Raw genomic sequence first — 24,377 nt, 5'->3', positions numbered from 1 at the left:
TAACCACTGATTAGAAATCTGCGTGGGCGCTCATGCCGAGGGAGAACTTGGTAGCTTCGCCGACGACCGGGTTCTTGTCCTTGCTGAAGTTGTAGCCGAACCAGAACGTGACATTCGTGTTGAGCGTCGGGTAGAGGTAGAAGTTCATGCCGAGGAACTTGAATTCGTCCTTGCTGACTTCGGCATCCGGATCATGGTATTCGAAGCTAACGCCGAGAGCGAACTTCTTTGTGATGTTGAAGCTCGGTTCAATAGCGAAGAGCATCTGGTCATCCGTGAAGATCTGGTCTGCTGCCTTGTAGCCGTCATCCTTGTTGACGATTGCATAGAAGTAGCTGAAGCCCAAGTTGAAGATGTTGTAGTTCAAGCTCGGTTCAACGAGGAAGGAGTGGACGGCGTCGCCTTTGTACGGGTGGAGACCGTAGACGGCATAGATGCTGTAGTTGAGGATGTCGAGACTCTTGGAGTAGTCGAGTTCAGTACCGAAGAAGTAGGTGTAACCACGACCGACTTCAGAACCGAAGACCCAGTCCACGCTCGGGGTAATGGTCAGGTGTTCGTCCGGGCGGTTCAAGAGCTTGAGGGCGTAAGTACCGAACACAGCGATTGCTGCCTTGCTGTCGTCGGTTGCGCCGATGTAGAACTTACCGTCGCCAAACTTGTTGTTGCCAACTTCGACACCGAAACCACGAACGGTCTGGTCGCGAGAAATCACGGCATAGCGGCTCGGGTCACGCCAGAAGTAATAGTTAAATGTACCTGCGTTGTAGGTCAAGTCACCGAATACGAAGCTTACGTCCTGGAACGGCTTCCAGCGGAGTTCCACGCCGTCGAAGTTGAAGGCGGTGTAGCGGTCTTTGTCGCTAGTAATGGAGGTCGAACGCGGGAGACCATGGCGGATTTCTGATGCCTGGTCGGAGTTCGTGATGTTGCTCTTGGTGTTTGTGAAAACGGTTACAGAAACGTTTTCGTCGAGGTTTGCCGTCACGGACAAGTCGATGTCCTGGTTTGCGGCGTTTGTCGGGTCAAAATCTCTGTCGAAGTAGCTACCGAAGTCAAAATCGACATTTCCATGAATTTCGATGTCTGCAGCCATGGCAAAACCGGTAGCGGCAAGGGCAATCGGCAAAATGAGTTTACGCATACAATCCTTCCAAAAAAGAAAATTTGGTTTTTACGTGCAAAAGATAGAAATATCTTTATCGCAAGACCAATGTTTGGCTCCATCTTCCCTTAAAAATACGAATTTGTTACGCCTTGATGGATTGAGTTTTGTAAATTTGATAGAGTCTTTAATATAGGTGGATATGAAATTCTCCTCCCGTTTTTTTGTTTTTTTATCGCTTGCCTTGGTGCAAGGTGTTTTTGCGTTGACGGCGGATCAGGTTTTGGACAAGTCCAAGGCTTGGTTCAAGTCGGGGCGTGCCTGGAGCCTCAGTTTTAGGGCTCAACTTTATCAGGCGGATTCTCCGGATATCAGAACCCAGTCGGGTAGTCTCGTTGTTGCCGAGGGCGACAAGTTCAAGTTGGATCTTTCGGGAATAAAGTTTTATAGTGATGGCGAGAGCCTTTGGCAGTGGAATGTGGACCAGAAGCAGGTGCTCATCAAGGCGGTGGAAGACCTGTCGAGTTCACTCCATCCATCGGAACTTTTGTTCAAATATTTGAACTGCAAGGCGCTCGAAATGGGCGAGGGCGAATTTGCTGGTAAAAAGCTTTGGATTTTGAAGCTCGACCCGTCGAAATATGCGGGGCAGTTTACCAAGATGGAAGTTTGGCTTTCCAAGAGTGATTATTCCCCGGTGCGCCTCTTTACGGAAGACCCCGCAGGGAATGCGACTTGGTACGGCATTATCGACATGAAAGTGGTCAAGAATGTTTCTAACGATGATTTCAAGTACAAGCCTGTTGCGGGCGTTGACGAAATCGATATGAGGTAGCTTGTGAAAAAGGGCTTGATGAAAAAATTTATGGCGGGCCTCCTTATGGGAGGTGCGTTGTGTACAAATGCTCTTGCGGGCGAAACGCTATTTAGCAACTATGTGCACGCGGTGGCGCCTTCGGGTGAAACCGGAGCTTTGTGGGCTTTTTCGTGGGACTATTCTTATAGCGGCTTGACATTGCTGAAGTTTAAGGTGACGAGCAATGGGACTGTGATGACCGAATCTACGGATAAGGCTCAAGTCGAATCGGATACGTTGACGGCTGTGTCGGATGCCATCCTTGAAGACGACCTTGCTGAACGTAGGCGCTTACCCGCTGTTTATGCGGATTCAAAGCTTGGGCTTGTGCTCCCGATGTTTGGAATGGACAAGAATAACCGCTACTTGATACCGGCGGGCTTTTATTCTGTTCGTGACTTGAAGAACATTGTTGAAACTCCGGTTGATGTCCCGTCTGCGGCAGATGACTTGGATAAGCCGATGCAGTATGCTATCAGCGGTTTTGCTTATGATGCTTCGGCAAAACGCCTTTGGGCTGCCCGTGGCGCTTTGGGCTTGATGGTGTACGATGTGTCTGGCAAGACTGGCGCCAAGGATACGACGTTTGTTCTGAACCTAAAGACGAATAAGCTTGAAAGGCTCAAGGATAATGCCGAACTGGATTTGAAGAATAATCCTGAAATTTTCGATGTGCGTGTGCACCCGGAAACTGGTGACCTTTGGCTTGCAACGGCTAAGGGCATTTGGGTCAAGTCTTCGGACGGACTCAAGAATGTTTCGAAGAACCTCAAGGATTCCCGTGTGACGGGGCTTTGGATGGGTGGTGAACCGCTCCAGATTATTGCAGAAACGGCTTACAAAAAAGACGATAATGTGGTGGGCGGACTTTGGCGCATGTATGGTGAAAAGGCTACTGACTTTTCCAAGGTAAATTTCCTCGATACGGCAGGCAAGGTGCAAAAGAAGGATATCTATGACGAAGCCGATTATACGGTTGGCGATGTCGCTTTCTTGGGCAAGAATGCTTTTGTACTGGTACGTGCCGTAGGTGGTTCGATTAGCGGTTACCTCAAGCTGGATTCGCTTGGTGTGCATGCTTGGGAACAGGACGACGATGGAAAGCTCCAGTGGCTTTATGGCTATGAAACGGGAGCTACGGACCGCAAGGCGATTATCATGTCGATGTGTACTTTCCCGCTTACGAAGGATCGTATGGGACTTGCCATTGCGACTCGCGGAAACGGTGTGTCTGTGTCGGCGGACTCCGGTGCAACATGGAGTGTGGTGCTGAACCGTGCAAAGCTGAACAATAATCTCGGAAGCATCCGTATGGTGCCTTCTGTGATTACGCCGGGCAGCGAAGCGCTTGTTTCGTACAAAGTGGGTCGTGAATCAAAAATTACGATTGAAGTGTTCAGCTACGATATGCGCAAGGTGCGTACGATTGTGAAGGATGCGGTGCGCAATGCCGATGCTTCGCGCAGCACGAATCCGAAAGAAGACGTTTGGGATGGTCGAGATGACCATGGCAAGGATTGCACGATGGGCGTTTACTACATCAGGGTGAAGGATAATCACGGTCACATTGGCTGGGGCAAGGCTATGACGCTCGGAGGTAACTTCAGATGATTAAGTTTAAGAATCTTGTAGTTACAGCTTTGGCTGTGGGTGCGTTTGCCTCTTCGGCGATGGCGCTTGGCTTTACGAAAAAGTCTGAGCTTGGCGGTTTTGATGGCTTTGTCGAACGTATGGGTGGCGGTGTCCGTGAACTGGGCCGTGGCAATACGGGTTCTGCGGATACGGCTTCTATGCCGGGCGCTTTCTGGAACCCTGCTTTGCTTGGTTTCCGCGAGGATATTGGATACACGTTGAACGTTGAAAAGCGTGACTTGGACCGTCTGGGTGGCGCCTTTGGCGTTGAAGGTAAGGTCGGTAAGCGCATGGGTGTCGGTTTTGCCATGCTTTACCGCGGTGACCGCGATTTTAAAGTGATTGACGATGACGACGAAACGATGGGTACGGCGAAACCGTTCTTCTCGATGTTCTACTTAGGCTTTGCCTACCGTGCCACACGACAGGATGCTTTCGGTCTTTCGCTTTCGATGAGCTATGATAATTTGGATGTGGCTCAATATTTCGAAGGCATCGAGATGGAAGATTCCTTCCGCAGCCCGGTGACGATTAACTTGGCTTGGTTCCGCCAGTGGAACGAAAAGTGGTCTTCTTCTGTGGTTATTCGCAACTTGAGCTTTAGTAAGAACTTGTCTGCAAAATGGACGAAAAACCCGAGCCGTGATAATACATTGAGCTCGACGGAAGGCGTGCGCCCGAAGGTGTTGCAGATAGGTCTTGGCTACCGTTCTAAGATTATGGGCAAGCCTGTTTATGCTTGGATGGAAGCGATTGACTACCAGGTTGCCGATACGCTTTTGGCTTTTGACCCGCAGCTTCATGTTTGGACTGGTCGCGTCGGTTTTGAATGCGAGGCTATTCCTAATGCGACGTTCCGCGTGGGTATGGACGATTTGAACTGGATGCTCGGTGCTGGCTACAAGTTTGAAATTCGCGTGGGTAGGAGAAGGTTCCCGATTGAAGTGAACTATGCGTTCCTTTACGAAACGAGTGCGGGAATTTGGTCTCCGTTCAGTCTTGGCTTGCGGGGATACATTCCTTGATCTCTAAAGTGTTCATTTCGAAGGTGCGCAGTCTAGAATCGATGGACTGCAACTTCGATGCTCACATCAATGTGATTTGCGGACCGAATGGCTGCGGCAAGACGACGATTTTGGAGTCGATTTATTTGCTTGCGCAGGGATTCTCGTTTCGGTCGCGTGATTTGCGTGAACTGATTACATGGAAGCAGAACGAACTGATTCTGCGCGGTGAATTTGAAGATGAGGGGCGCGAGCGGAAGCGAGCGCTTCGCGTGTTTTCTCGCGGGAGCGAGGTTCGTGAAAACGGTGAAACGCTTAAGTCACCGACAGCGTTTTTCGGGACGTGCCCGGCGGTGATTATGCAGCCTTCGGATATTGAGCTTTTGCGTGGCGGGCCTGATGTGCGCAGGCGTTGGCTCGATGAAATTCTCTGTTTCCGTTCGTCAGCAAATTCTTTGGTGTTGCGCAATTACAAGCGCGTGCTGCAACAGCGTAACAAGTGGCTCAAGGAATTTAAGCAGAAGGGCTCTGCGGTCGGTGGCGAAGACTTGTTCCGGGTACTGACGCAACAGCTTATAGATCTTGGTGCCAAACTTTGGGCGGCGCGAATGGCGCTCTCGAAAGAAGTCTCGGAAATTATTACGCGGTACTATCGCAAGCTTTCGGGCGGGGTGGATGAAATCACTTGCGCTTACAAGAGCTCGATTCTCAAGACGCTGGATGCGCTCGATGCGGCGGACCCGCTATCCGATGAGATGATGGACGAATTTCCGGCGGGTGCGATGAATGCTAGCGGGGAGTGCGCGGAATGTTTTGCGGATGGTTCTGGGAATGTCGCCGGGAGTGCGGCGGACGGCTCGGATCTCGTGAGCGAGGAAATGCTGCGGAATGCGTTTGCGCGAAAACTAGCGGATTTGGAATTTGTGGAACGCTTGCAGGGAATGACAATGGCGGGGCCGCACCGTGACGACTTGGCTCTGTGTGCGTCAGGTTACGAGATGCGTTCTGTCGGGTCGCAGGGGCAATGCCGTTCGGCTGCTGTTGCGATGCGATTTGCGGCGGTTGATGTGGCGTCGCGCTACTTGACAAAGCCGATTTTGCTTTTGGACGATATTTTCGCCGAGCTTGATGTGAACCGCCGTGATGCAGTCGCTTCGCTCATTCGCGAGAAAGAATGTCAGGTGGTGATTGCGACGCCGCAGGCGGAAGATTTGCCGTTTAAAGCGGACTCAATGATTGAATTGAAGATTTAGTTAATGGTTGGTAGTCATTAGAATTTTTTTCGTATTACGAGATGGCGACCCCGCAACAAGTGCGGGGTGACAATAAAAAAAACGCGCAACTGGGTTGCGCGTCTTTTGCATCGGGGCGTTGCGGGGTGGGGACAAAGTCCCAACTGCTAGGCTCAAAAGTAGGTCTGCAAGCAGCCCTGTTTTGTTCGCCTTACGCAGTTGTCCCCGCTAGAGAGGGTGATGGAAGACTCGGATTCAGCCGAGGCTGCAATCAGGGGGAGGCTTCCCCCTTTATATTATTTATTCTTGAGCAAGTCCCGAATTTCGGTGAGGAGCTTTTCTTCGGCGCTCGGTGCCGGAGGTGCTGCCGGAGCTGCGGCTGCTTCAGCTTCTTTCTTCTTGCGCATGTTCTGCATGAAACCGAGGAATTTCTTCATCATGAGGAAGACGGCGAATGCGACGATGAGGAAGTTCAGGATTTCGCCAACGAAGTTGCCGTACGGAATGGTCACGCCTTCAGCGGTCTTGTAGGCGAGAGTCTTGAGGCCTTCACCTGCATCCTGGCCACCGCACTTGGTGATGATGGCGGTGACGAGCGGCATCACGATGTCGTTCACGAAGGAGTTAACGATTTTACCGAAGGCGGCACCGATGATGATACCGATGGCCATGTCGACGATGTTACCCTTGAAGGCAAATGCCTTGAATTCTTCAATGAGTGAAGCTGCTTTATTTTTAATGCTCATTTTTGAGTCCCCTTTATGATTGGTTTCTTATTAAATAATAGCAAAGTCTTTAAAGATTGGGCGGTATTTTTTAAATTTGGCGCGTTATGTCATGGTTAATATTGGCTTTTGCTTCGGCGGTTTTTCTTGGCTTTTACGACTTGGCTAAGAAGAAATCGGTTCAGGATAACGCTGTCCGTCCGGTACTTTTGCTCTGCAGCGTTTTTTATGCGCTTTTGATGTTGCCGGTACTTTTGTCCGGGCATTGCGAGCCGCTGACTTTGCATGACCACCTGTTTTTGATGGTCAAGTCGGTGATTGTCGGCGGGAGCTGGCTTTTCACGTACAGCGCGATTGCGCATATGCCGCTCAGCATCTCGACGACGATTCGTGCACTTGCTCCTTTGTTTACAATCATGATTGCAGTCGGATTCCTGGGTGAGCGTCCGCAGGTGATGCAGTGGATCGGTATTGCGGTTTGCGTTTGTTCGTACATCGGGCTCTCGCTTGCGGGTCGCAAGGAAATGGGGCATTTCTTTAGCAACGGCTGGGTCGTGGCGATGCTCCTCGGGACGATTTTGGCGGCTTGCAGCGGCATTTACGATAAGCTGATTTTGCAGCGCATGAATTTTGAACCGTTGACGGTTCAGGTCTGGTTCAGCATTTACATGTGCGTGGTGCAGTTCTTGACGACGATGTTCACGTGGTACCCGACGCGTAAAAAGACGACTCCGTTTCAGTTCCGTTGGTCGTTCTTGGCGGTGGCGGCGCTGTTGATTGTTGCAGACCGTTGCTATTTTTTGGCGGTGAGCGATTCGGATGCGTTGATTTCGATCATTACGGTGCTGCGTCGTTCGAGTGTGTTCATCAGCTTCTTGGCGGGAATTCTTATATTCAAGGAACGCAAGAGCAAGACGAAGTTTTTTGCGATGTTGGGCGTGGTCATTGGCTTGTGCCTGATTTCGCTCGGACGTTGATTTTTAATGGTCGCGGAGTAGTGGCGTTATGCTGAAGATTGGAATTACGGGTTCGATAGGTGCAGGCAAGTCCTTTGTCGGGGCCTTGCTGCGTGCACGTAATTTCCAGGTGCTTGATGCTGACCGCAAAGTGCATGAACTTTACCGCGATTCGGCGGGGCTGCGCGCTGAAATGGCGGCGTACTTTGGCGAAGAATGCTTGACGCCGACGGGCGTGAATAGCGCGCTGATTGCAGACCGAGTTTTTGCGGATGCTAATGCACGCGTGAAGTTGGAGCAGATTGTTTACCCGTACTTGAACCGTGCCGTGGCGGAATTTTTTACAGGGGAGGCCGCGGACTCTTCTAGTGAAAGTGCCACGCAGTTGACGAGAGTCGCGGACAAGTGCCGGTTCGTGGAGGCTGCGCTTTTCTCGCGTGCGCCAGAGCTCGTGAAAATGCTTGACGAAATCTGGATTGTCGATGCGCCTGAATGCGTTCGCTTGGAACGCCTGGTGCTGCGTGGACTCAGCGAAAGCGATGCTAAACGCCGTATTGAAAATCAGCGTGGCGCCTGCGCACCAGAACTTTTCCCGGGCAAGCGGATTCGCACGGTTATGAACGATGGCGATAAATTGCACGTGGAACAGCAGCTTGATGAACTGCTAAGAGACTTACACTAATTTATTGGAATTATGCAACCTTATATTCACCAGTTCGCGAATTTTTTGAGAGCCCATTTGAATTCAATTTCGGTCGGGCTGATTGCAACGCTTTTGATGCTCTATGGCGCCTGCATCAATAACTATTTCAAGCGCATCACGAAAAGCATCCCGTTCATTGGGCGCTTTGTGCTGTTCGTGGTGCTGTGCAGTGTCGGGTATGCGTTTGCAAGCTCACAGATGGTGCGCCTTTTGCGCATGGTATTGCGCGAACTTTCGGACTTGCCTTTGATTGGGGTGGTCGCAGGCTGTTTTATTTTGCTTGCGTTCCTCGCCAAAAGCGGGAAAGATATCTGATACTTAGTCAATAGTCAATGGTCAATAGTCGTTAGATTCAATCAATAACTATTAACTAATGACTGATGACTAATAGCTAATTAAAATTATCGCGGTTTACTCCGTATAAAATAACGTCGTCAATCCACATTTCGCTTTCGTCTACAATCCAGATGGTGAATGTCGTGACGCGCGGCTTGACGAAATCCCATCCCATATTCCCGAACTCGCCATCGCCTTCGACAAAATCGCTTGGCGTAAAGCTGAAGCGTTTCCAGGTGGAATCGAGATAGTCCACATACTTTGTTTTTCCGGTCGGCTCGTTGAGAACTTCTACCGCAAAACCGAGCTCGCCCTTGCCTTTGGCGTAGAATGCGATGGAATCGATGCCCTCGAGACTTGATGGATTGCGGTTGATGCGTGAGCCGATCATCGACCATTTGCCTCTTGTCTTGGAGGTGCTCTTCCAATGGAAAACGTAGCCGCCACGTTCCTTGCTGGATTCAAAGGCGTCCTGGATGTTTTCGCTTGAGGGCGTTGTCGTGACGTTTGTGTCTTGTGGATGGAAGTACCATTCGCGCGGACCGTCGCCGTAGTCAAATGCGGATTCGAGTTTTTGATTTTCGAAGTCAATCAGCGTGATGGAATGGATGGCTTTTACGAGCGAGTCGGGGAGGCTTGCCCAGATATCGTTGTTTGCACTTGCGTCGAGTGCGGCGGTCTTGCCCCAGTACATTTCGAGGTTTTCAACGCTTGATGAGCCGTCGATGCGGATTTGGAATTCTGCGGACTGCGGAGTGTCTGGAGTGGTGCTGTTCCAGAAAGCTCGCTTGAATGCGAGTCGGTTCCCGCTTTGGTCGGTGAATCGGATGTCGTTTCCGTTGTCCATGGCTTCGCTAAAGTCGAAGTTTGTTTCGTTTAATCGCACAAAGACAACGGTAGTTTCTGCGATGGGTTTCATCCAATCTGAGATTGTTTCATCAAGCGGAATAGTGCGGACATGCGCCCATTGTTCCAATTGCTCATTTTCGAGAGTTGGCTTTGCGAGTGTTTGGACATCGCTTTTTTCTCCGGCTGAAATTGTAATGGAGGCTTCGCCAATTGTCGCTTGTTCATCGGGCAGAATAGCGCGAATCTGGTAGCTTGCGGGCGGGAGTGAATCGAGTGTAAATTCGCCGTCTTTGTTGGTCTTTACGATTTTATCGGTGCCGTAAATTTGGACCCAGGCGTAGTCGGTTCCTTCGGGGAGTTCTGCCTTGCCGGTGACGGAACCGAGTTCTTCCATTTGCATGGTTGTTAATTTATTCTTCTTTAAGTCGCTAGAGGCAATAGCTTGGAAAACGCCGGAATTGCCATCAATGATTTCGATGTAGCCTTTATCGAAGTTGATGGAATCCATGACGATGTTGCCGAGTGAATCTGCGGCGATTTCTAATGTAGCGTCTTGTATATTATTTTGTGTGACGGCGGAATCCGAGGAAACTCCTTCCACGTACCAAAGCGGACGGATCCTTGCGACGACGTTGGCAGCCGGTTTAGAATCGATGTTTACAACGTTGATGATGCAAGCGTTTTCTGTTTCAACGGTGCTTGCGCCTGCAAGATTTTTATCCGAGGAGCAGGCGAATAGCAAAATGCAGGATAGAGATGCTAATAATCTTTTCATGCTATCCTCGCTTTTTCTTTAGATGTTTCTTTGTCAGAAATGTCGGCGACGGGGTACAGCGAGAAAATGAACTGCATGACTTTCTTTGGCTCTGCAACTTCGGCAACGCGTTTTTGAACTTGTCTGCGAAATTCACAAGTCATCTCGACGAGGTCTTCAAGACATTCGTCATCGACGCAGGCGAGAACTGATGAAATGTTGCGCTCGCTCGGAGGAATGTTGACGAGCGCATTTTGCGCAAGCGTAAGCAGTTGATTCTGGTAACTGCGAATAGCGGTAACCTTGGTTGCCCCTGCCGATGTAAAATTGACGGTCGAAACGGCGTAACGCTCGGAAGCAAGCTGCGTAATCATCTTGAGCTCTTTCAAGACGCGTATTGCTTCTTTGACTTGGTCTTCGGAAACGGCGGGGGTAATCTGCTTAACCAAGGTGTGGACATCGGCCTTGCCGCCATTGATTTCGATAATCGAACGGACAACGGGTATCCACCAGCGGCTGAGGAATAAAATTTCGTTGGAATTCAGTTTGCGGAGGCTCACGTCTTGCAATGCGAGTGCCATCTTGTAAAGCTTATCTTTTTTTGCTTTGGATTTTGTGCGCGATGCCGCTACCAAAATTTCAAAAAGTTCTCCATCGCGGCCTTTGAGCCCGAGCAATTTTTTGGAGAGCGGGATACTCTGCGCGGGGAGGTGGGATTCCTTATTCAATACACGGAAAACCTGGCTCGTTTCGAGTCCAAGTTTTTGTCCCATCATCTTATAGGAAAATAGCGGAAATTCCAATTTCTTCTGCACGAAGAAATTTTTCAGTAGATCTCTGTAATCGCCAATTTCGTCTATGTTTAGCATGGTGAACCCTCTATTAAGAAATAGATTTTTTACAAAGGACATGGATAGTCTTTTTTTAAGTTTTATTGACGAATTGACAATATGATTATTGTCACGTTGTAATTCTATAAAAATGATGTTTTTCTTACATCGGTACGGTTCGCTCTCTAAAAATTTAATTTAGGGAACAGAAAAACAGAGAGGTAGCTATGCAGAAAGAAGACATCGTTGTTTTAAGGCAAGTTGTGATTTTTTCACTGGTTGCTATTGTTCTTGGCTTTGTTTACGGCTAAGCTTTAAGTAAAATTTGGTGTATAGGCGTAAAAGCTGGTGCGGTTAAGAGCTGCACTGGCTTTTTTTGTTTATAAAAGATGTTATATTGTTCTAGCCTTAAAAAGATTAAAAAGGGATTGTTAAAAATGCCAGCAGAAATTAAGATTCTTGAACGTGCTGAAATGTATTTGCGAAAGCTTTCGGAAGGTGTGAACCCTCTGACCGAGGAAGCTTTGCCGGAAACGGATGTTTGTAAACAGGAACGTATTAGCAAATGCCTTACCTATGTGGCTGATTATTTAAAGCAAAAGGTTATGCCGGTGATGGAACGCCGCGAAAAGGTGGTGGCTCCGAAGCCGCAAAAGGTTGTAAAGCCGCGCCCTGTCCGCGAAGTAGCGACGCAAGAACTTGTCTTTACTCCTGAAATGTTGTCCAAGTTCGAAATTTCTGTTGAACCTGTTTCTGTATCGGGTGTTGTACGCCGCTTGAATTACTTGATCCCGCAAGAAAGTGGAATGATGCCGCTTGTGTATGCAGACGTGGCTGAAGTGCTTTCGAGAGAAGGCGTCCTTTTGAAGGAAGAAGGCGATAAGGGCAAGGACTTGAATTTGCCGACTCCGCGTGGTGAAGAACTTGGTTTTGCAAAGGTCGAAGCCGATATTCGTGGTCACCATTCGATTTACACGAAGTGCAATGCCGATGCCCAGAAGTTTATCTTGGATAATATTGATAAATGTGTTGCCCAGGCGAATGAACGCTTGGCTAGGCGCAAATCGCGTGCAGAATTGGGCGAGACAGGCCGCATTGGTAAAGAAAAATTCCATGTGACCGAAGAACAGCTCAAGAATTATCCGACAGATGAATCTCCGGTGCCGGTCAGCGAAATCGCAAGACGTTTGAACGACTTGCTCCCGCAGGATTCGAATGTCGAAAAGATTTATTTCAAGGCAATTCGCGACTGGTTTGTGGCTCAGAACATGCTTGAAGAAAAGAAGACTGCTCTTGGCAAGATTTTCTTTGAACCGACGGAATCGGGTGCTCAGAACGGTATTGTGACGGAATCGCGCGTGGGCAAGAATGGCGAAAACTATGATGCTGTCTTGTACAATGGTGCTGCTCAAAAGCTCGTGCTTCAGCACGTGAACGAACTCGCGTAATTAGTCATCCTGGAGCCGAAGGCGATAGGATCCATAATATGAAAATCGCCGTCCCTGCTTATTGCAAGGACGGCGTTTTTTTTCATGTCATGCCGGCCTTTGTGCCGGCATCACCATACACGTCTCGAATCGCTGATGCTATCGGAGTCTGCGCAGGCCTCTTGGCATCGGGACTTCCTTGCCGTTTTCTCCAAGCAAGTAGATGTTGTCGAGGTTGATGAATCCCTTGCCGCTGTAGCGAGCGCGGAAGGCAAAGTTCTTGATTTTGGTCGGGTCGAGTTGCGGAATCGTCTTGCCCCAGCCTTCCTGCTTCATGTTTTCCCAGATGAGCGTATCGCGAACCCAGTTGCCGCGCGTATTCTTGAGGCGAACCATGAATTCGTCGTAGTCTTCGACCTGGCTCGACATGATTTGCAGTTCGATGTAGCCCTGCGGATTGTTGTGCGATGTGGCGTAATCGAAAACGATACCGACGGAATTCTTGATTTCTTCCGGCACGTTGTAGTAGGCGCCAGAGTAGTTCGGCCAACCGAGATTAGGCGGTTGTTCAACGATGAAATCGTGGCGGATGTAGCCGCCGAGAGGCGGATTGCCGTTAAAGACCTTGGCGTCCATCGAGGTGGCGTTGTCGCCATTCACGACCGGGAACCACGATACGTTGTCTAAACCGTTGTCGAAGTTCTGCATCACGCTTGTGGTGCGGTAAGCGCCACGGACGCGGAATGGAATGTTGAACGATGTCTGTTTTTTGTTCTTGCCTGTGATGGTGACTTTAATTTCCTTATTACCGATCGAGACTTTTTCGGTGAGCGGAATTTGCAAGTGGAAACTTTCGATGGAAGAATTCCATTTGCCGTCATCCGGTTTTGCCTGAACTGTGAGCGGACCGTTCTTGTCCCATTTCTTGATTTGAATTTCTGCGCCGGCGAGTTCACCGCCTTCTTGCACAGCGGTCACGAAGAGGTCAAGCGTATCGCCTACGACAAGGACTTTCTTTTCGAGCGCAGCGGCGAGAATTTCTGGAGCGTTGGATTGCTGTGCCGGATTCATGCGGACAACGACTGTGCCAAATGGCGGTACTTCGATATCGCGGTTCTTGCCTTCGATGCGACGACCGCTCGGCCCCATTTTCGGGTACGGGTAAGCGTCGCGCTGGTCGCCAATCCACTTGAATTGTTCTGCACCAAACACGTCAACTTCTACGCGTGCGTTGTTCGGCTTTTTCTTTTCGCTCTTGCGGTCAACCTGCACAATTTGCTTAGTATCGGTGAGGTTCACGAGAAGCACGTTGCAGCTGTTGCCTTTGCAAATGGCGTATGGCACGATGGCTTCTGTAGTGCTCTTGACGGGAACGACGGCGTAACCGCTTTCGAGGAATCGCTTGAACGTCATGTAGACACCGTAATATTCGGCGGTGGGTTCAAGGCTTGCCCAGCGGTTCCAGGAACCTTCCTTGACGAGAGCGGTCATGCTGATAGTACCCCAAGTGTGGTCTGGACCTTCAAACACGTTGCCAAAGGCATCCCACGGGAGAGCCTGGAAACGGTCGCCAAAGCGGACGGCGTACTGTGCAAAAATGTTCGCCATGCCGGCCGCCTGCGGGTAGTCCATCCAGATTTGGCTTCCTTGTACGGACGTGCTGAATTCCGAGAGGAATACGCGACGCTTGCCTTCGAGATACTTGTTCATCCAGGCGTTGAGCGTGTCGGCGTTGTGAGCGACATCGAGGCTTGCCTTGAGCATGTCTGCGGCATTCAAGTTGTTCGGAGCCCAGTACGGATACGTGTGCAGGTCAACGACATCGAGATAGCGCTTGCCATCGGCCTTTTCGGCTTCGCCGATGATGCGCAGGAATTCTGCCATCCAGTATTTGCCATCCATGAGACCTGCGCCTTTTTGCTGCATCTTGTGCGTGCTGAGAAGCGGGCCGTGCAAGATGATGCTCGGGTCAACAGCTTTCATGGCGCGGGCGTATTCGATAAAGCGTGCGGCATATTGCCTTGCCGAGAGCGGACCGGATTCTTCCCATTCGCCATCGAGTTCGTTGCCGATTTGCCATTGCTTGATGTTGTACTTTTTGACTTTGTTTGCGTAGCGCACCCAGGCCGCGGCTTCCTTAGAGGTTCCAGTGCCTGCGTTGACGCAAATGACGGCTTGAGCTTTTTGACCATTGACAAGTTTTGGGAGCTTGTTGATGTAGGTCATGAATTCTTCGAAATGCCATTTGATGTTGGTCCAGTCGGTGCGCGGCTTGTCGCCGTTGCGCGTGGACATCGCGAAGAACTTGTAATCGTTCCCGGCGAGTAAATCGTCAGAACCGCTATAGAGCTTCATTTCTCGAATTTGCACGCCTTTAGACGGCAAGTCGGTCGTCTTGAAGCGGAGCGCTACATAGCGAGCGCGCGTTGTGGCGAACTTGTACTTTGTTTCGCCGCTAGTGACCTTGACGGTACCCCATCTCTTTAACTTATTTTCGAGATTCTGGTGAACGCCCGGGTATTCGGCGTATTCGTCCGTCCAATATGAAAGTTCAAAAGACTTCGGGCGGAGATTGCCCCATTCGACGATGATGGAATCGAGGTCTTTCTTTTCAGGGAATTCAATAACGATCCAAGGCGGGTCTTTTGGATCGAGAATTTCGCCCCACCACATAGTGCTCTTGTCGCCATCGGCAAGGTGGCTGCGACGGATGAAACCGTAGTTGTCTTTTGTCGTGCCGCGGTAAATTGTTTCGCCGAGGAATCCCGGAGCCCAGCTTTCTTCGCTTGGTGTCCAGAGGCCGGTGCTATCGTATTTGCCTGCGCCGTTCCAGTGGTAGTCATTGCTCAAGCTCCCGTTCGGGAAACGGAAAATCGTGTAGCCGCCATCGACGAGGGCGGGCGTCATGTCGTAATAGCGCGTAGGCGGATTCCAGATGGCGAGATCTGCGCCCATCATGTTTTGCTTGTTGATGACAACGCCCGGGTGTGCATCGTCAATCTCGATGATGTTCTGTGCGGCAAGCGCAGATGTCGCTGAAATCGCGAATGCCGTGCTGCACAAAAACTGTTTGAATTTCATTTATCCTCCTCAAGAATGGGGTAGGGCTTGTTTTGTATAATTTAATGAATTTTAATTTCGCTATAAGATTCGTAATGGTTTGCGGTGTAGTAAATTGTACAGCCGCCTTGATACATAAGTCGCTTTGTTCCACGATTGTTTGCGGAGTAATCGACATCGGCTTCGTGATAGGAACCTTGGGGTAACATGGATTTGTCGTTGCTGAACGAGTCTCCGCCAATCATCACACCGATTGTTGTCCACGGGTTGAAATTCCACTTTTCGAAGGTCTTGCCGGTCTTGGATTCGTAAAGCTTTTGGCCTTCGGCTTTACTGACGTAATTAGAGGGCAACTTGTCGAACTTGCACAAGTAGGCGGCTACGGAATCTTTAGTGGTGTATTTGCCGGATTCTTGGATTGCTTCGTAGATGCTTGCGTAATAGATGCTGTCTTGAACGCGGAAAATGCTATCTTCGACATCTTGTGGAGCACATGTTGGGTTGCCGCATTCATCATTGGGACCGTATGCATAGCACATAACGGAAATGCGATAATCAGGGCATTTATCGTTATCATCGGTGCTGGATACCGTGCAGGCGACTGCGAAAATAGAGATCGCTGCTGTGAGGTATAGCTTAAAAATTTTCTTTAGATTCATACTTTAAATTTAATAAAACGATTTCACAACATGAACTTTGTTTGTCAGCGGACTATGCTAAGGCCTGATTCTAATGTTTGTTCTTCTTGACAGGATTTTTTTATTGACGATGTACAAGAGGTATGCCGCAAAAAATGAAATGAGCATGGTGAGAATGTTCGAAGAATCTTTATCCAAAAAGTCTATGAAATCAAAAAATAATTTGTAAATAAATATGTGGCACAAATACAACTCTAATGACATTAATCCAAAGACGGTAAATATTTTATCGATTGTTTTGAATTTTTCAAAAAATTTTGCAAGAAGTAAGCACAAAACGGGAGTTATGATAATGTAGGGGAGATAGGCTAGAGAACAAGTTTGCAAGGCGTAGAAAAAATAGGTCTGGAATATGAATAAAATAATCGTTGCGATAAACGCGGCTGCCAATCCGATTGCTTTTAGCTTTTTGGTGAGTCTGATATTGCATCCGTCTTTTGCCCAATGGCCAAAAATTGCACCTATGAAAAATATCGGGAGCCTTGCGTAAGTTAATATGATGAATCCCCCGTAGTTCTTGTTGTTGTAGCAAAGAATACAAGTTAATGCGTAGATTAACATTAAAGAAAATCCAGCTCCGATAAAATAGAAGGATGCTTTATATCCGTATTTTTTGAATAGCTTAAAGTAAACAGGGAATATTGCGTATAAAAATACAATGCAAGAAATAAACCACGATTCGTCACGGTATCCGATCCAGTAGCCCAGTGTTGTCGCCTTGCATATCAATTGGTAAAAAGCCTTAGTGCTAAAATCCATTTGCGCCAAAAAGGCAAAGCCTATTACAACCCAAAATTCAGGAAGAATGCGGAAAAAACGGCTCTTATAATATTTCTTTAAATCAAAATTTTTTCTGGATAGAGAATAGTAAAGGCCGAAACCGGACAAGAATAAGAAAATGTCTACGCCGCCATAACCGACGGACCTGAAGAAATCTATGAAGTCTATATCTGTAGGGACTCGCAAATGAAACAGCATAATCCATAATATGGCAAAGCCCATTATGGCACTTCTGTGTTTTGACAATAATTGAAGTACGCTGTTCACATTATTAATATACTTGATTTTTTAAAATAGCGATATCAATTTTTCCAGTGAAAACTGTAAATATTCTATATTCATTGGAGTTCTTGGATGGCTCGGACTTTTGCTTTGACAAGGTGTTTTACAATGCGAATTTTTGAAAAAATCAGTGAATTTATTGGCAAGTGGATGGCGGTGGTGGTGCTTGCTGTTGCGGCACTCTCTTTATTTGCTCCAAGCACGACTCTTTGGGTTCAACTTTCGTGGGTGAATTACCTTTTGATGGTCGTGATGTTTGGCATGGGGCTTACGCTCAAGTTGAGCGATTTTGCGCTGGTGTTCATGCGACCGAAAGAAATTACGATTGGATGCGCGGCGCAATTTATCGTGATGCCCGGACTCGCATTTTTGCTTTCGAAAGCGTTTGGACTCGATGCTGCTTTAATGGCGGGCGTGGTTCTCGTGGGCACTTGCCCGGGAGGCACTGCGAGTAACGTCATCACTTACCTCTCGAAGGGCGATGTCGCGCTTTCGGTCGGCATGACGAGCGTGAATACGCTTCTTGCGCCTGTGCTGACTCCGGCGATTACGTACTTGCTGCTCCGAACGACGGTGAATGTCGATGTGATGGCGATGTTCCTCTCCATCGTGAAGGTGGTGCTTGTGCCGATTGCGTTAGGATTTGTTATCAACAAATTCTTTGGCAAATGGACTGCGCGGGCGATTAAAGTTCTGCCGCTCGTTTCTGTGGTTGCTATTGCGATGATTGTTGCGGCTGTCGTTTCGCACAATGCAGCGAAGATTCTCTCTACGGGCACTATCGTGTTTGCCGTGGTGATTCTCCACAACTTGCTCGGTTACGGCTGCGGCTTTGGTCTTGGCAAAATGCTCAAGTTCTCTACGCCCAAAACTAAAGCGCTTTCCATCGAAATTGGCATGCAGAATTCTGGGCTTGCCACAAGCCTTGCGGCTACGGCGTTCTCGGGCCTTGCCATGGCGACAGTCCCCGGTGCCATATTCTCTGTATGGCATAACATTTCCGGTGCGATTCTCGCGAATGTTTATCGCCGCTGGGATAAATAGCGCTGTCTAGTACTGCAGCTAGTTCCATGTAATGCCTGTGGATAATTTCCGCAGGCTATTTCTTCTTTGCAGATAACTTCTTGAACTCGGCGCGAGCCTTTTTCATGTCGGCAAGGAAAGTCTCGTCATTGTGCAAGCTTGCAAATGCGGCTGACACAAGAACCTTGGAGGCATCAACATCGCTTTGCCAATGGAACCCTGCAATCACGCGACTTTGTCCCCATTCATAGGCGTACTTCAACAATGCGTCTTGCGCAGCGGGGTTCACCTCGACCAAGAGCAATGCCATTGACCAGGCGCGAACGGTATGTCCCGACGGGTAGGAGCCATTCGTTCTCAGCCGCTCTTCTTCGGCAGGGACAAGAGTCGATTCGTTGAAGCGGTCATAGGGGCGGCGCCTCATGTAATGCCTCTTGGGCAGGCTCCCCACCTGCTTAAGCGTCCGGATTCCGCGTTCGAGCATGTTCATGATGGCGGGCGTCTTCTTTGCCGAAATTTCCATGCCAAAAGGTTCGCTGAACATCTTGGCCATGTCCTCGATCGTTTCTACCGCCTGCGCCACGGCCAGGGCGGCACGGGCAGAATCCGCTCGCATCGCTTTGCCCCACATGTACTGCGAAATATCGTACATGAACTGCACCGAAGTGGTTTCCGGCGGCGCAGGGTAGAAGTTGAGCGCATTCGGGAGAGCGTCTGCGTTCATGTAAGGTTTGGCATTTGCTGCGAAACTGCAGAGAGTCGCTCCGCAAATGGCAAGAGCGAAAACAGATTTTTGGAGAAGTGTAATCATATTTTAAAGATATATTTTTAGAAAACGCGTGAACGTTTATTACAGTAATGAAATGCGCACTAATCGTGTCCGTAAAAAAGCTGCGTGTTGCGATGCCATGCTACTTTACGATAAGCAGGCTCCAACAGCGAATCGTTTTCGTTCATAAAGAACGTGTGCTTTTTCGTGCACATGGACACCAATTGTACGCAATAACGCGCAGTCGCTTCTGTGTGGTGCTTTCTGTGGAAGCACGAAAGCGTAAGCAAGTGGTCGTTTTCCATCGCTTTTTCCACGGCTCCACGATAAATGTGGGGGAGGCTGCACCCGCGAATCCAGACCGCAAACGCACCGTTCGCAAGCGCTATGTCTAAAATACGACGTTCCGCATCCGAATGGAACGTGCCCACGAGACATTGGTGGAACCGTCCCGCTTCTGCGGCCCATTGCTCCAGTCGATAATCATCTGCGTCAAAGTCTCTCGACGCGAAAACACCGATTTTCGTTTCTGGCCCAAACCACAATCGCATGGATCCCTCTGTGTTGATTCCGATAAGTTTGATTTTGTTCATATTTTTGCTCCCTTAAAAAATAAAGACCGCCCCGCTTGCGCGGATTGCGATCTAATAACATCACCCTTTCTGGTGTTGAACGTAATATACAATTAAAATTTGAGAAAAACAAGGTCCGCAAATTTTGGGTAAAACGGCGAGCGTATTTGCGAAGCCTCTTACTATAGCCTTGTAACTTTTATATGTTATGCAATATGAAGTTTAAGTTTTTTATTTGTCTATTCGTTTTACTTTTGCCGTTCTATGCGGCTGCAAAAGAACTTACCGCAATTGGGTTTGTGGAAGTAGATTCCTATCAAAAACTAATTAAGGATGAAATCAGATTGGCGTTTGTACGGAAGGATTCCGGCTGGACAAGGTCCTGTTTCTTTGAAAAATTCCATTCGCTAGTGAAGGGGCGTCGTTTTAGTGATGTCTTATCTGAATCAAGCTCCTGTTCTCATCAAATTATGAAAAATCCGTGGCAAATCATTAATGCTGATGGAAAGTATATCAATGTAGGAACTCTAAAACCTTCAAAAGCTACATACGGTGGCGAATTTGGTTTCGTTTCGATAGCAAAGCCCCTAAAAACCAAACTTAAATTTGATTCCACACTTCAATCTCGATATACTTGGGATGGTCCTACCTATCCTCCGCTGTTGGCAGTTCCTAAAGGGACGCGTGTCGAAATAATTCTCCCGAAATTGACAGCCGATTCAGTTTCAAAAGAAATTAAGGATGAAATTATCCAACGGTATCTTAAGAAAAAGAGAATGATGGATTTAGATAGTGGAATGCGAGCAGCTACGCCTAAAGATGTTGTTGTAAAACCTGTATACACATTTCAGGATGGCATGACATTTTGCGAAGTCTCAACGACTCTGCTCATTGATTCGGCATATTGTGATATGACGAGTACGGCTAATGAATTGTTTGTTGTAAAGAATGGGCTTGTCAAAAATGTATCGGAAGAAACGGGTGTTCGGGGTTATATGTGTATTCCGTCGCTAGCTTTGTTTCATCGTTATGAGGTTTCAACAAAGAATACTAAGGATTCCGTTTTTGTCCTGTTTGCACAAGGATATAACAATGATGGTTATGTCTTGCTGGATTCTGAATTGAACGTTCGAGCCATAAGCACATGGATTTATCATTGATTTATTGGTTCCTTGCGGACTAGCTCCACTAGCCACACTTATAGTCTTTTTCTATCTTACGCCTCACCGCCAGATGTCGTATTTCTGGGGAACCGGGCGAGAACCGCCCACAAAAAGGATTATTTATGTCTCAAATCGAACTTACCTTCCCCGATGGCTCCGTACGTTCCGTAGCATCGGGCACCACCGGCCTCGAAATTGCAAAGAGCATTTCTGAAGGCCTCGCACGCAAGGCTCTTGGCGTTAAACTCGGCGAAAAGGTTTTGGACCTTACCCGTCCGCTCACCGAAAGCGGTTCCATCCGCATCATCACCCCGAGCAACGACGATCCGGATGCATTGATGCTCCTCCGTCACAGCTGCAGCCACGTGCTCGCCGAAGCCATCTGCGACTTGTTCCCGGGCACAAAGCTCGCTTACGGTCCGGCAATCGACAAGGGTTTCTACTACGATTTGATGACACCGACTCCGCTCAAGGAAGAAGACTTCCCGAAGATTGAAAAGCGGATGAAGGAAATCATCAAGGAAGACCGTCCGTTCACTCGTTGCGAAGTTAGCGCCGAAGAAGGCCTCGCTCGCACGGAAGGCGACAAGTACAAGCACGATAACGCTGAACGTGCCCTCGCTCGCGAAGGTTCGGATGGCAAGTTGAGTTTTTATGTAACGGGCGAACCGGGCAAGAACTGGGAAGACCTCTGTGCCGGTCCTCACGTGCCTTCTACGGGCAAGCTTAAGGCTTTCAAGGTGCTTTCGATTTCCGGTGCTTACTGGCACGGCGACCAGAAGAGCGACCAGCTCACTCGTGTTTACGGTACCTGCTTTGCTGACAAGGAAGGTCTCGAAACTTACGTGAAGTTGCTCGAAGAAGCCGCCAAGCGCGACCACCGCAAGATCGGCAAGGAAATGGACCTCTACCACATCGAAGACCATTCTCCTGGCATGGTGTTCTGGCACCCGAAGGGCACCAAGATGGTGAACGCCCTCAAGGATTACATCCGTGGCAAGATCGACCATCGCGGCTACCTCGAAGTGATCACTCCGGAAATTGTGAACAAGGTTCTTTGGCTCAAGTCCGGACACGCTGACAAGTACAACGAAAACATGTTCAAGACGATGGCTGGCGATGTCGAAATGGCTGTGAAGCCGATGAACTGCCCGTGCCACATTTTGATTTTCAATTCTCAGCTCCGTAGCTGGCGTGACCTCCCGATGCGCCTTGCCGAATTCGGTAAGTGCCATCGTTACGAACCTGCCGGTACGATGCACGGCCTTATGCGCGTGCGTGGCTTTGTGCAGGACGATGCTCATATTTTCTGCACCGAAGACCAGATTGCAAGCGAAGTGGCTGACTTCTGCCACTTGGTCAAGGAAATCTACCACGACTTCGGATTTGACGATGTGAAGGTGAAGTTCTCTACCCGCCCGGCAAAGCGTGTGGGTTCTGACGAAATCTGGGACAAGGCTGAAGCCGCTCTCGCCGAAGCTACGAAGCTCGCTGGTCTTGACTACGTGCTGAACCCGGGCGAAGGTGCCTTCTACGGCCCGAAGCTCGAATTCACGCTGAAGGACTCCCTCGGTCGTGATTGGCAGTGTGGTACGATTCAGGTGGACTTCAACTTGCCGCAGCGCCTCGGTGCTGAATATGTCGGCAAGGACAACCAGAAGCACATTCCGGTGATGTTGCACCGTGCTGCTGTCGGTTCCATCGAACGCTTCCTCGGCATTTTGATTGAAGAATTCATGGGCGATTTCCCGCTGTGGCTCGCTCCGGTGCAGGCTCGCGTGCTCCCGATTTCTGAAAAGTTCGTGGACTACGCCAAGAAGGTGCAGGACGAACTCGTGGCTGCCGGCGTGCGTACTGAAATCGACGAATCCAACGAAAAGCTGGGTTACAAGATCCGCCAGTGCGAACTCCAGAAGGTTCCGTATCTCCTCATTGTAGGCGAAAAGGAAGCTGCAGAAGGGCTTGTTTCTGTCCGTAAGCGTAAGGATGGCGACAAGGGCCAGATGAGTGTCCAGGCATTCATCGACATGACTGCCGATGACCGCAAGGTTGTGCGCTAGTCGATTACCGAATACTATTCGCTAACGCAGGTTCCTCGTGAGCCTGCGTTTTTTTGTTTATTGCAATACTATCACGCCAAAAATATTGTAAGTTTTTTATAGCTGTCTGGTGGGGTGTCCAATGCACGAAGTTTGTCTCTCTCAAGTCTACATTTCGGATATGCTGGGGATCTTCCTGATTCTCGGCATTGTGCTGAGCAGTTCCTGGAAGTTGCAAAACAAAAACAATGAAAATAGGATTTTGTTTGCAATTATGGTTCTCATCGTGACTGCTTGTATTGTGGATGCGCTTACTTTTACAGTGGATGGCCATACTGGTGATGGTTTAAGGATCGTAAGTTACATTTCCAATTTTGTTCTGTTTCTTGCGGATTTATTTATCGGGCCGCTTTGGGTGATGATTGTCTCGCTGCATTTAAACGGGAGACTCTCGAAACCACAAAGGGTGTTCCTGACAACTGTTGTCTCAATTATTTTAGTGTTGCTGATTTACAATTTCTATGACCCGCTTGTATTTGATATCAGTGAAAACAATCAATACTCGCGAGGTCCGTTGTTTGCTCTTGTGAATTTTTGGGAGGCGGTGTTCATCGCGGATGGTGTTCTTGTTTACTTGATTGCAAAAGCGCGCAGTGGCGGTTCCCGCTTTTTCCCCGTGATCCACTTTATGTGGCCAATATTTGTTTGTGTTTGTCTGCAATATTATTTCTATGGTATTTCAACCATCTGGGTAGGGATTGCGGTCGGCTTTACGAGTATGGTTCTTGCCTTGCAAAATGAAAATATTTTTCTGGATAAACTTACAGGCCTGTTCAATCGTTACTATTTGGATCGAATTTCGCGCGAACTGATGGTGCGCCCGAAACTTGCAATAATGATGATTGATATGAATGGATTCAAGGGGATTAATGATAGCTTTGGTCATTCAGAAGGTGATGATGCCTTGGTCTCGATGGCCGATGTCTTGAACGAAACGATTGGCGCACGGGGAACTGTTATCCGTTATGCGGGCGATGAATTTGTGGTTGTCTTGAATACGGATCGCGAAAATGAATGTGATGAATGCCGGATTCAGATTAAGGAAAACTTGAATAAATTTAATAGCAAAAATAAAAAGAAGTATAAGTTGTCTGCATCAATTGGGCTCGGTATTTTCAACATGCGGAAAAATAGCGTTGATGAAATTATGGAAATTATTGACGCCCGCATGTACGAAGACAAAAAATCGTATTACGAATCCACGGGACACGACCGACGTAGACGTTGACGATAAAATTGCTTAGAAAAATGCCAGGATGCGTATTGCTCCTGGCGATAATTTTATTCTTCCTTGACGAACATGTCCTTGCCGACACCGCAAATGGGGCAGGTCCAATCATCCGGAAGGTCTTCAAAAGCTGTACCCGGCGCAATGCCGTTGTCCGGATCGCCTACAGCGGGGTCGTAGATATAGCCACAGGCTTCGCATTTGTATTTTGCCATAAAATTTCTCCTTGCTTAATAGTGCTTTTTTTAAACTATATAAATAAATGGTAGAAAGTCAGATTTTTATATTTTTTTT

The 24,377-nt window shown here is 48.6% G+C and carries 22 protein-coding genes; 12 read left to right on the top strand and 10 right to left on the bottom strand.

Going from position 1 to position 24,377, the window contains the following annotated elements; all coding sequences use genetic code 11:
- Window positions 1–10 precede the first annotated feature (10 nt).
- Window positions 11–1,144 carry a hypothetical protein gene (locus tag BUC30_RS03045; protein ID WP_073423467.1) on the bottom strand — a complete coding sequence of 378 codons (1,134 nt, stop codon included), beginning with the start codon at window positions 1,142–1,144 and terminating at the stop codon, window positions 11–13.
- Window positions 1,145–1,307: 163 nt separating this feature from the next.
- Between BUC30_RS03045 and BUC30_RS03040 the strand changes: the two genes are divergently transcribed.
- From BUC30_RS03040 to recF, 4 genes are read left to right on the top strand one after another with little or no spacing between them, the layout of a single operon-like run.
- Window positions 1,308–1,940: a LolA family protein gene (locus BUC30_RS03040; RefSeq protein ID WP_073423466.1), complete on the top strand. Its 633-nt coding sequence runs from the start codon at window positions 1,308–1,310 to the stop codon at window positions 1,938–1,940.
- Window positions 1,941–1,958: 18 nt separating this feature from the next.
- Entirely contained in the window at window positions 1,959–3,572 is a 1,614-nt protein-coding gene (locus BUC30_RS03035) for a hypothetical protein (RefSeq protein WP_244536460.1), read from the top strand.
- On the top strand, window positions 3,569–4,618 hold the full coding sequence (locus BUC30_RS03030; protein WP_073423464.1) for a PorV/PorQ family protein: 1,050 nt from the start codon (window positions 3,569–3,571) through the stop codon (window positions 4,616–4,618). The genes BUC30_RS03035 and BUC30_RS03030 overlap by 4 nt, the downstream gene beginning before the upstream one ends.
- Before the next feature lie 8 nt (window positions 4,619–4,626).
- Complete coding sequence (recF, locus tag BUC30_RS03025; protein ID WP_244536459.1) at window positions 4,627–5,850, top strand: DNA replication/repair protein RecF; 1,224 nt, start codon at window positions 4,627–4,629, stop codon at window positions 5,848–5,850.
- 275 nt (window positions 5,851–6,125) lie between these two features.
- On the opposite strand, the gene mscL is transcribed toward recF, so the two are convergent.
- Complete coding sequence (mscL, locus tag BUC30_RS03020) at window positions 6,126–6,575, bottom strand: large-conductance mechanosensitive channel protein MscL (protein ID WP_073423462.1); 450 nt, start codon at window positions 6,573–6,575, stop codon at window positions 6,126–6,128.
- 86 nt (window positions 6,576–6,661) lie between these two features.
- Between mscL and BUC30_RS03015 the strand changes: the two genes are divergently transcribed.
- Genes BUC30_RS03015 through BUC30_RS03005 form a run of 3 tightly spaced genes read left to right on the top strand, consistent with a single transcriptional unit; the run spans window position 6,662 to window position 8,528 of the window.
- Window positions 6,662–7,531: a DMT family transporter gene (locus tag BUC30_RS03015; RefSeq protein ID WP_073423461.1), complete on the top strand. Its 870-nt coding sequence runs from the start codon at window positions 6,662–6,664 to the stop codon at window positions 7,529–7,531.
- 28 nt (window positions 7,532–7,559) lie between these two features.
- On the top strand, window positions 7,560–8,192 hold the full coding sequence (gene coaE / locus BUC30_RS03010) for a dephospho-CoA kinase (protein WP_073423460.1): 633 nt from the start codon (window positions 7,560–7,562) through the stop codon (window positions 8,190–8,192).
- Window positions 8,193–8,204: 12 nt separating this feature from the next.
- On the top strand, window positions 8,205–8,528 hold the full coding sequence (locus tag BUC30_RS03005; protein ID WP_073423459.1) for a DUF3392 family protein: 324 nt from the start codon (window positions 8,205–8,207) through the stop codon (window positions 8,526–8,528).
- 76 nt (window positions 8,529–8,604) lie between these two features.
- On the opposite strand, the gene BUC30_RS03000 is transcribed toward BUC30_RS03005, so the two are convergent.
- On the bottom strand, window positions 8,605–10,173 hold the full coding sequence (locus tag BUC30_RS03000; RefSeq protein WP_073423458.1) for a carboxypeptidase-like regulatory domain-containing protein: 1,569 nt from the start codon (window positions 10,171–10,173) through the stop codon (window positions 8,605–8,607).
- The gene (locus BUC30_RS02995; RefSeq protein WP_244536458.1) at window positions 10,170–11,021 is read right to left on the bottom strand and encodes a DUF4423 domain-containing protein; all 852 of its coding nucleotides are present in this window, start codon (window positions 11,019–11,021) and stop codon (window positions 10,170–10,172) included. The genes BUC30_RS03000 and BUC30_RS02995 overlap by 4 nt, the downstream gene beginning before the upstream one ends.
- Before the next feature lie 398 nt (window positions 11,022–11,419).
- Between BUC30_RS02995 and BUC30_RS02990 the strand changes: the two genes are divergently transcribed.
- Window positions 11,420–12,430 (top strand): hypothetical protein, encoded by a 1,011-nt coding sequence (locus BUC30_RS02990; protein ID WP_244536457.1) that lies wholly within the window; start codon window positions 11,420–11,422, stop codon window positions 12,428–12,430.
- 138 nt (window positions 12,431–12,568) lie between these two features.
- Here BUC30_RS02990 and BUC30_RS02985 read toward each other — a convergent pair whose 3' ends face one another.
- Genes BUC30_RS02985 through BUC30_RS02975 form a run of 3 tightly spaced genes read right to left on the bottom strand, consistent with a single transcriptional unit; the run spans window position 12,569 to window position 17,169 of the window.
- Entirely contained in the window at window positions 12,569–15,490 is a 2,922-nt protein-coding gene (locus tag BUC30_RS02985; protein ID WP_073423455.1) for a glycoside hydrolase family 44 protein, read from the bottom strand.
- Between the two features lie 41 nt (window positions 15,491–15,531).
- Window positions 15,532–16,128, bottom strand: coding sequence for a ribonuclease domain-containing protein (locus BUC30_RS02980; protein WP_073423454.1), 597 nt, complete (start codon window positions 16,126–16,128; stop codon window positions 15,532–15,534).
- A gap of 57 nt (window positions 16,129–16,185) precedes the next feature.
- Complete coding sequence (locus BUC30_RS02975) at window positions 16,186–17,169, bottom strand: acyltransferase family protein (protein WP_073423453.1); 984 nt, start codon at window positions 17,167–17,169, stop codon at window positions 16,186–16,188.
- Between the two features lie 168 nt (window positions 17,170–17,337).
- Here BUC30_RS02975 and BUC30_RS02970 point away from each other — a divergent pair, with 168 nt between their 5' ends.
- Window positions 17,338–18,273, top strand: coding sequence for a bile acid:sodium symporter family protein (locus BUC30_RS02970; RefSeq protein ID WP_073423914.1), 936 nt, complete (start codon window positions 17,338–17,340; stop codon window positions 18,271–18,273).
- 55 nt (window positions 18,274–18,328) lie between these two features.
- Here the strand turns inward: BUC30_RS02970 and BUC30_RS02965 are convergent, their stop codons facing one another.
- Window positions 18,329–19,063 carry an acid phosphatase gene (locus tag BUC30_RS02965; RefSeq protein ID WP_073423452.1) on the bottom strand — a complete coding sequence of 245 codons (735 nt, stop codon included), beginning with the start codon at window positions 19,061–19,063 and terminating at the stop codon, window positions 18,329–18,331.
- A 59-nt stretch (window positions 19,064–19,122) separates the two neighbouring features.
- Window positions 19,123–19,614, bottom strand: a complete 492-nt coding sequence (locus tag BUC30_RS02960; protein ID WP_073423451.1) for a hypothetical protein — start codon at window positions 19,612–19,614, stop codon at window positions 19,123–19,125.
- A 194-nt stretch (window positions 19,615–19,808) separates the two neighbouring features.
- Here BUC30_RS02960 and BUC30_RS02955 point away from each other — a divergent pair, with 194 nt between their 5' ends.
- The 3 genes from BUC30_RS02955 to BUC30_RS02945 all read left to right on the top strand — a co-directional run bounded on the left by BUC30_RS02955 (window position 19,809) and on the right by BUC30_RS02945 (window position 24,083).
- Window positions 19,809–20,753, top strand: coding sequence for a hypothetical protein (locus tag BUC30_RS02955; RefSeq protein WP_139260771.1), 945 nt, complete (start codon window positions 19,809–19,811; stop codon window positions 20,751–20,753).
- Window positions 20,754–20,878: 125 nt separating this feature from the next.
- Window positions 20,879–22,816, top strand: a complete 1,938-nt coding sequence (gene thrS / locus BUC30_RS02950) for a threonine--tRNA ligase (protein ID WP_073423449.1) — start codon at window positions 20,879–20,881, stop codon at window positions 22,814–22,816.
- Window positions 22,817–22,937: 121 nt separating this feature from the next.
- Complete coding sequence (locus tag BUC30_RS02945; RefSeq protein ID WP_073423448.1) at window positions 22,938–24,083, top strand: GGDEF domain-containing protein; 1,146 nt, start codon at window positions 22,938–22,940, stop codon at window positions 24,081–24,083.
- 53 nt (window positions 24,084–24,136) lie between these two features.
- Here BUC30_RS02945 and rd read toward each other — a convergent pair whose 3' ends face one another.
- Complete coding sequence (gene rd, locus BUC30_RS02940; RefSeq protein WP_073423447.1) at window positions 24,137–24,298, bottom strand: rubredoxin; 162 nt, start codon at window positions 24,296–24,298, stop codon at window positions 24,137–24,139.
- Window positions 24,299–24,377 lie beyond the last annotated feature (79 nt).

Origin of the sequence: Fibrobacter sp. UWB7 (assembly GCF_900142945.1) — a bacterium.
Taxonomy (GTDB): Bacteria; Fibrobacterota; Fibrobacteria; order Fibrobacterales; family Fibrobacteraceae; genus Fibrobacter.
Note: the sequence above shows the minus strand (reverse complement) of the source record. Positions and strands in the feature narration are given on the sequence as shown.